The organism is Candidatus Phytoplasma stylosanthis (genome assembly GCF_032886435.1).
In the GTDB taxonomy this organism is placed as follows: Bacteria; Bacillota_I; Bacilli_A; order Acholeplasmatales; family Acholeplasmataceae; genus Phytoplasma; species Phytoplasma stylosanthis.
Genome location: NZ_JAUZJP010000020.1, coordinates 1 through 5893, shown reverse-complemented (window position 1 = coordinate 5893; position 5893 = coordinate 1). Strand labels below are relative to the sequence as shown.

The 5893-nt window shown below is 28.2% G+C and carries 7 protein-coding genes; all 7 read left to right on the top strand.

The annotated features are described in order from the left end of the window. Nucleotides 1-1346 (top strand): DNA double-strand break repair protein Rad50 (locus Q8777_RS02255; RefSeq protein WP_318749466.1); only part of this gene is annotated, 1346 nt, incomplete at its 5' end. Nucleotides 1347-1442: 96 nt separating this feature from the next. Then, nucleotides 1443-2219 (top strand): hypothetical protein, encoded by a 777-nt coding sequence (locus tag Q8777_RS02250; protein WP_318749412.1) that lies wholly within the window; start codon nucleotides 1443-1445, stop codon nucleotides 2217-2219. Between the two features lie 25 nt (nucleotides 2220-2244). Further along, a complete protein-coding gene (locus Q8777_RS02245) occupies nucleotides 2245-2586 on the top strand; it encodes a hypothetical protein (RefSeq protein ID WP_318749411.1) in 342 nt (113 codons plus the stop codon). Between the two features lie 153 nt (nucleotides 2587-2739). Further along, the gene (locus tag Q8777_RS02240) at nucleotides 2740-3084 is read left to right on the top strand and encodes a hypothetical protein (RefSeq protein WP_318749410.1); all 345 of its coding nucleotides are present in this window, start codon (nucleotides 2740-2742) and stop codon (nucleotides 3082-3084) included. Nucleotides 3085-3166: 82 nt separating this feature from the next. Next, nucleotides 3167-4507 (top strand): hypothetical protein, encoded by a 1341-nt coding sequence (locus tag Q8777_RS02235; RefSeq protein ID WP_318749465.1) that lies wholly within the window; start codon nucleotides 3167-3169, stop codon nucleotides 4505-4507. A gap of 76 nt (nucleotides 4508-4583) precedes the next feature. Beyond that, nucleotides 4584-4826: a hypothetical protein gene (locus tag Q8777_RS02230; protein ID WP_318749464.1), complete on the top strand. Its 243-nt coding sequence runs from the start codon at nucleotides 4584-4586 to the stop codon at nucleotides 4824-4826. Between the two features lie 106 nt (nucleotides 4827-4932). Then, nucleotides 4933-5745 (top strand): Dam family site-specific DNA-(adenine-N6)-methyltransferase, encoded by an 813-nt coding sequence (locus tag Q8777_RS02225; protein ID WP_318749463.1) that lies wholly within the window; start codon nucleotides 4933-4935, stop codon nucleotides 5743-5745. Nucleotides 5746-5893: the final 148 nt, after the last annotated feature.

Genomic DNA, 5893 nt, shown 5'->3' with positions numbered 1-5893 from the left:
CCATTGACAAATATGGTGACACAATTAATAACTACAATGGTTTAAAACAAGATTGGGAAAAAGAATTAGAAAAATGTGAAACAGAACTAAAAGACCTTTATGAACAAAAAGACCTTACCCAAGAAGCTAAAGAAAAAATTAAAGAAGCTTTAGAAAAAAACGAAGCTAAAATTAAAGAAATAAAAGCAAAAATGTCCGAAAATGACAAAAACATCACTATTTTAAAAGGTAAATTAGTCCAATTAGAAAAAGACAAAGAAACCAAAGAAAAAGAAATCAAAGAAAAAGAAAGACAAAAAGAGTTAGCTTCCCCCGATGATAAAATTAGATTACAAGCGGAAATCGATAAACTCCGAGATGAAATTTCGAAAATAGTTGGCGAAATCGGCAAAATAAAAGTTCAAATCAAAAATTTAGAAACAGACCAAAAATACTACCAAAATATGTTAAATCGTACTGAAAAATTAAAAAAAGATTTAGAAAAAAGATTTGAAATTTTAACAAATGATGAAAAATCAATATTCAAACAAATCCAATCAGCCGAAGAACGCCGTATTGAAATCCAAAAAGAAATTGAGGAAGTCGATAAAAAACTTAAAGAAATTAACCTCGAAAAAGAATTATATCAAGCCCTAAAATTAAAATATCGCGAAATGTATAATCGTATGATAACTTATGAAAAAGAACATGAAGTATCAGCAGGCAATATCACCAAATGGGTTTTTAAAGGTTTTGATAAGATCACTGACTTATTCCCTGCTAAATATGGTCTAAAAATTCTAGGCAAAACAGTTACTTTTACACGTAATTTCGCACAAGGGATGTCAAAAGCTACTTTAGTTCTTCACGAAGGCCACCGTTTGTGGCATTTATATAACGAAGTAGTTAACGAAAACAAAGAACATTCACCAATGATTACGAAAGAAGCTTTAGAAATGTATACTCAAGACATTGACCGTGATTTAGCCAAACTCGAAGCCAACTACAAAGATTACGAAAAGAAAATAGCTGATTATAAAATTCGTCTTAACCAAGATAATTTAAAAAATGAATGTATAAACTCTGAAAAATTAAATGAAAGTATAAAAAAAGAATTTGTAACTTGGATTAATGAATATGAAACCATTGTCAAAGAATTAGAAAAAGGAAGAGATAAAGCTTCCGACACTGACGAATTATATGAAGACAAAGCCAAATTAGAAGAAGAATTAAATAATAAAAGAGAAAATGTGGATATTATAAAAGAACAATTAAAACAAAAAAATCCGAATTACGCTCGTGCCCAACAACGTCTCCAAGCAAAACGAGTTGGCAAAATTCCTGAAATAATTAGTTTAACAAATTAATAATTATTTTATTTAATCATTTTATTCATAAAACTGTATAATAGTGATAATTATTATATTTAATTATCACTATTATTAAGAAAGGTTATTCTAACAATGAATAAATCAAATTTTTTGGAAAAAAATGGTTTTTTTATATTCATTCTTATCATTTTCGGACTTGTTTTTTGTTATTTCTGGTTTCAAAATCAAAAAGAAACATCATTAGTATCTGAATCAGAAACAACAACAGAACCATTGTTTTCAGAAGAAATACCAACTTCTCCTAGACCAAAACGTTCTGTGGAAGAAGAAAAACCAAAAATCAAAACAACTAATGCTCGTTTAGAAAAGATTAAAAATTATCTTTTTTCCGAACCTATTAATCCTACTTTATTGCCAACTGATTTATCAGAACAAGAACAAGAAGAAATCAATAAACTTAAAAAGAGTTGGGGATTGGATTTAGGTTATTTAAATGAAAAAAAAAGTGTCATTAACGAATACCAAAATAAATGTGATGAATACCAATCACAATTAAATTCTCTTCAACCTCAAATAGAATCTTTAAAACCACAACAACAAAAACTAGAAAAACAATTAGAAACAAAAAGACAAGAAAAAGATAGATTAAAAATTGATAGAAAAGCCAACGAAGATAAAATCGATAAACTACAAGCTGAAATTTCAGAAATAGTTGGTAAAATCGGTAAAATCAAAGTTCAAATCAAAAATTTAGAAACAGACCAAAAATACTACCAAAATATGTTAAATCGTACTGAAAAATTAAAAAAAGATTTAGAAAAAGGATATGAAATTTCCGAAAAACAATATAAAGATTCAATTATTTCTGGATTAAACGAACTATATGAAATCACCTCAGCTGAGGGATAAATAACAAAAGGAGTTATAAGTTAAAATGATGCAAATAAAAAATAAATTACATCTTTTACCATTCTTTTTAATAAGTTATTTATGCTTATTCGCCTTAATCAATATTAATCCAGTTATGGCAATGAAAAACAACGACAAAGGTAAAACAATTACAAATCATGAACCTAGCGAAAAAGAAGTAAATGAATTTTTTCAATCATTAAAAAGAACAAAAGAAAATATTTGTCAAATAAGACAAAAAAATCCTCATTTGAAAAATGCTTCTATACAAGAAATAGAAAAATGGGCATGTTCTTCGAATAAACAACAAACAAAAAATAAAAGATTTAAAACAATTGATTTAAATAAAACCCCAGAACAAAATTAATTGTTAGTCAAGTAAAGACCCTTTCCGAAGGGTCTTTTTTATTTAACCATATTTATCCAATAACCAAGACTCTTTAACAAAGAGTCTTTTTTTTATTGCCGTTAATAAATGAAGATTTTTATTAACTAAACAAAACCAAGGAGTTTTTATAATATGAACATTTTAAAAAAATTAATAAAAGAAATTATTTTTCTAATTATTTTTCTAATTATTGGTTTCACGATCGTTTTCGCTCCAGCTTATTTTATAAAAAAAGTTCAGGATAAAGAATTACACCAAAATTTAACAGAAATAGGTAAAAGTTTTGTACGATTAGAAAAACATGTAGATGAAAACGAGAATTTAGAAATGGAAAATTCTTTAAATATTTGGAAAGCATTATTTGAATTAAAACAAAAACTTTATAAATTAGAAGAAAAATTAAATGATAACCTCAATAAATCAGATGAAATAACCGATAAAACAGAGGATAAAAGCGCTGAACAAAAACAAGAATAAATTAATAAATAAGGAGGTCGTTACATAATGGTTAAATTAATCAAAATTCCCTTTCTTTAAAGATTATTGCCTCATTTTCTGGTTGATTATTTTTCATGTTATTCCTTCTCTTGCTGCTTATTCTGGTTTTCATCGTCAAAATAAAACCAAAATACCACTAGCTGATTCCCAAACCCTCCAACAAGAATGGTTAGCGTCCCAACCCCAAATGAAAAGATATGACATTCCTGTTTTATCCAAAGCAAGTATCCCTGAAATCTTAAAATATTTTCAGATCGAAACTTCTACTGATGGGTTGGATAACCCCTCTTATAACCCTTATGGTCGAGATTTCTTTTGCTTTGAATTAAAAGATCCCCCGCCAGGTCTATTAGGAGTTTATTTGAAACCTAGAAATAATCCTTTTTGTATCCAATATCCACAAGGAGATAAGGAATCCACCTTGCCAGACCTGTTAAAATATGAAATGGCGATTGCAGAAGTTTTTGTCTTTTGGGATGCTAAAGAATTGCTAGTTCCAACAAATGTCAATCTTAATTTAGTCAAGTTAGATATTTTAGTAAGTGAAAGTAAAGAAAAAGCGATAAATGATTACTTAATCAAAAACCAAATCATCAACCAACCGAAATTAATTAAATTAGGTTGTTACAACATTACTCCTACCACAGGTTTAGTTGCCCCATTGCCTGCTAAAAATATTTGGGGAAATGACGAAATCGAAGCTCTTTATTTTGATGAGGGGATACGCGTTTTACCAGCGGAATCGCCAAAATACACTATCCATGATTTATTAAAATTAAGCAACGGTGCCAAAAATGCTTATCTTTTTAGCTTTGAAACCTATAAAAATACACAATATATCAAACTCCCTGACGCCCCTAACCCCTACCAAGCAATTCGGGATTGGAAACGTGAAAATAACCTTTACACTTTCCCGCCTTTAGTTAAAGAATATGACTATGAAGAAGAAAAAATTGAAAATGATGGAGCTAATATAGAAATAACTTATCCTATTTATATAAAAATTCCTATTCCATATAAAATAAAAGTGGTTTTGCATACTTTTGAAACAGACGATTGTGTTTATGGTTTAGTTTGTACAAATGAATCATTTCAAAAAAATATCTTTAAACAATATTGTAATTCTTTTAGTAATTGGCTGCACCAATGTCCTGTTAAACCTGGTTATCATTATACTGGCGACGAAATCCGCGACAAATTCGGCCGTTCAGATAAAACCCTTTACGATGAAAATGGCACAAAATATGATTATGAATATTATGAAAAAAGTTGGTGGCAAAAAGATGAATTTTATATTTGGGGTAGTGGTTTGGGTTGTATCGAACATGATAGAAATTTACCACCTTTTAAAAATTTTTTAAACACCACCCGACCGCCAACAAAACCTCAAGAACTAGAATAATACATTTTAAGACCAACTCTTTTGTTGGTCTTTTTTTATTTAAAAATAACAAAATAATAAGGAGTAAACCAACAAAATGGCAAATCAAATTAAAGCAATTTTAAACCAAAGCAAAACCTTTTTATCCAAAATCAAAAATAATCCTCGTTCTAAAAATTACGTTTTAATTATTATCACTTGTTTTTTTATTATTAGTAATCTATTAGCGTTATTTGTCAATTTTCAATTTGGGATGAAATTAAATAGTTTCCTTTGTTTAATATATGATGGTTTCATGATTACTTTTTTATTAGACAACGCCAAAGAAAAAAATAAATAAAATTTAATTAATTTTAAAGACCCCTTTTAAAGGGTCTTTTTTTTATTCAAAAACAAAAATAATTAATATCTGTCTCACAAATTATTCATTAGAAAGGAATTTAATAATGAAAATACCCTGGATTGGGAGCAAAAAGAAAATGTTGCCCCTCTTATTAAAAAATATGCCAGTTCGTTATCATAATTATTTTGAACCCTTTTTAGGCGGGGGAACTTTATTCCAATCTCTTACACCTCCAACTGCTATTTTGAATGATAATGATGATCATTTAATAGAACTTCGGAAAAATATGTTAACAAAACCCACATTGTTTTGTGTTTATGTCGGGCAATTAGAAAACAAAATATATAGGAATAAAGAGCAAAAGACCCAAAAAGAAGCATTCAAAAATTTGTTAGCAAAATTTAATAAAAGTGATTGGGGTGTTTCTAAAAGTGCCCTTTTTTATGTTTTATTAAAATATGCTTTTTGGGGTATTTTTAGATATCTTTCTGATGGCACAATTCATCTATCCTTTGGTTTTAGAAAACGCTTTTCAAATCCAATCATTGATTTAGCAGAAATCCAAAAAATAAAAAATAATGTTCAAAATTTAAAATTGTTAAATGGTGATTTCGAATCGGTTATCAACCAAACTCAAAGCAACGATTTTATCTTTGTTGATCCCCCGTATTGGCGAGAAAATATTAAAGATAAAAATTTTTATCAAAAACCTTTCTCATCGGAAGATCATAAAAGACTTTATCAATGTTTAGTGCGGGCCCATGATCGCAAGGTAAAATGGTTATACACCAATTACAATTCATCAAAAATAACCGCCTTGTTTAAAAATTTTAACATCCAATCTTTCCGAACGACCACTGATAGGAACCTTACATCAGCTAAGGTAACCCAAGAAGTGATTATCAAAAATTATTAATAAAGAACAAAATAAATTTTAAAATAAATATTTAAACCATCAAAAAAAACTAACAATTGTTAGAGAAAAGAGAGAAAAAAATGAAAATTAATTTAGAACAAAAAACCCCAGCGTGGTTTAAACACCGCCAAAAATATATTAATGCTAC

Bases quoted from the DNA above. Each gene is read 5' to 3' on its own strand.
- Q8777_RS02245 (WP_318749411.1), top strand. From the start codon at position 2,245: ATGATGCAAATAAAAAATAAATTACATCTTTTACCATTCTTTTTAATA.
- Q8777_RS02225 (WP_318749463.1), top strand. From the start codon at position 4,933: ATGAAAATACCCTGGATTGGGAGCAAAAAGAAAATGTTGCCCCTCTTA.
- Q8777_RS02250 (WP_318749412.1), top strand. From the start codon at position 1,443: ATGAATAAATCAAATTTTTTGGAAAAAAATGGTTTTTTTATATTCATT.
- Q8777_RS02240 (WP_318749410.1), top strand. From the start codon at position 2,740: ATGAACATTTTAAAAAAATTAATAAAAGAAATTATTTTTCTAATTATT.
- Q8777_RS02230 (WP_318749464.1), top strand. From the start codon at position 4,584: ATGGCAAATCAAATTAAAGCAATTTTAAACCAAAGCAAAACCTTTTTA.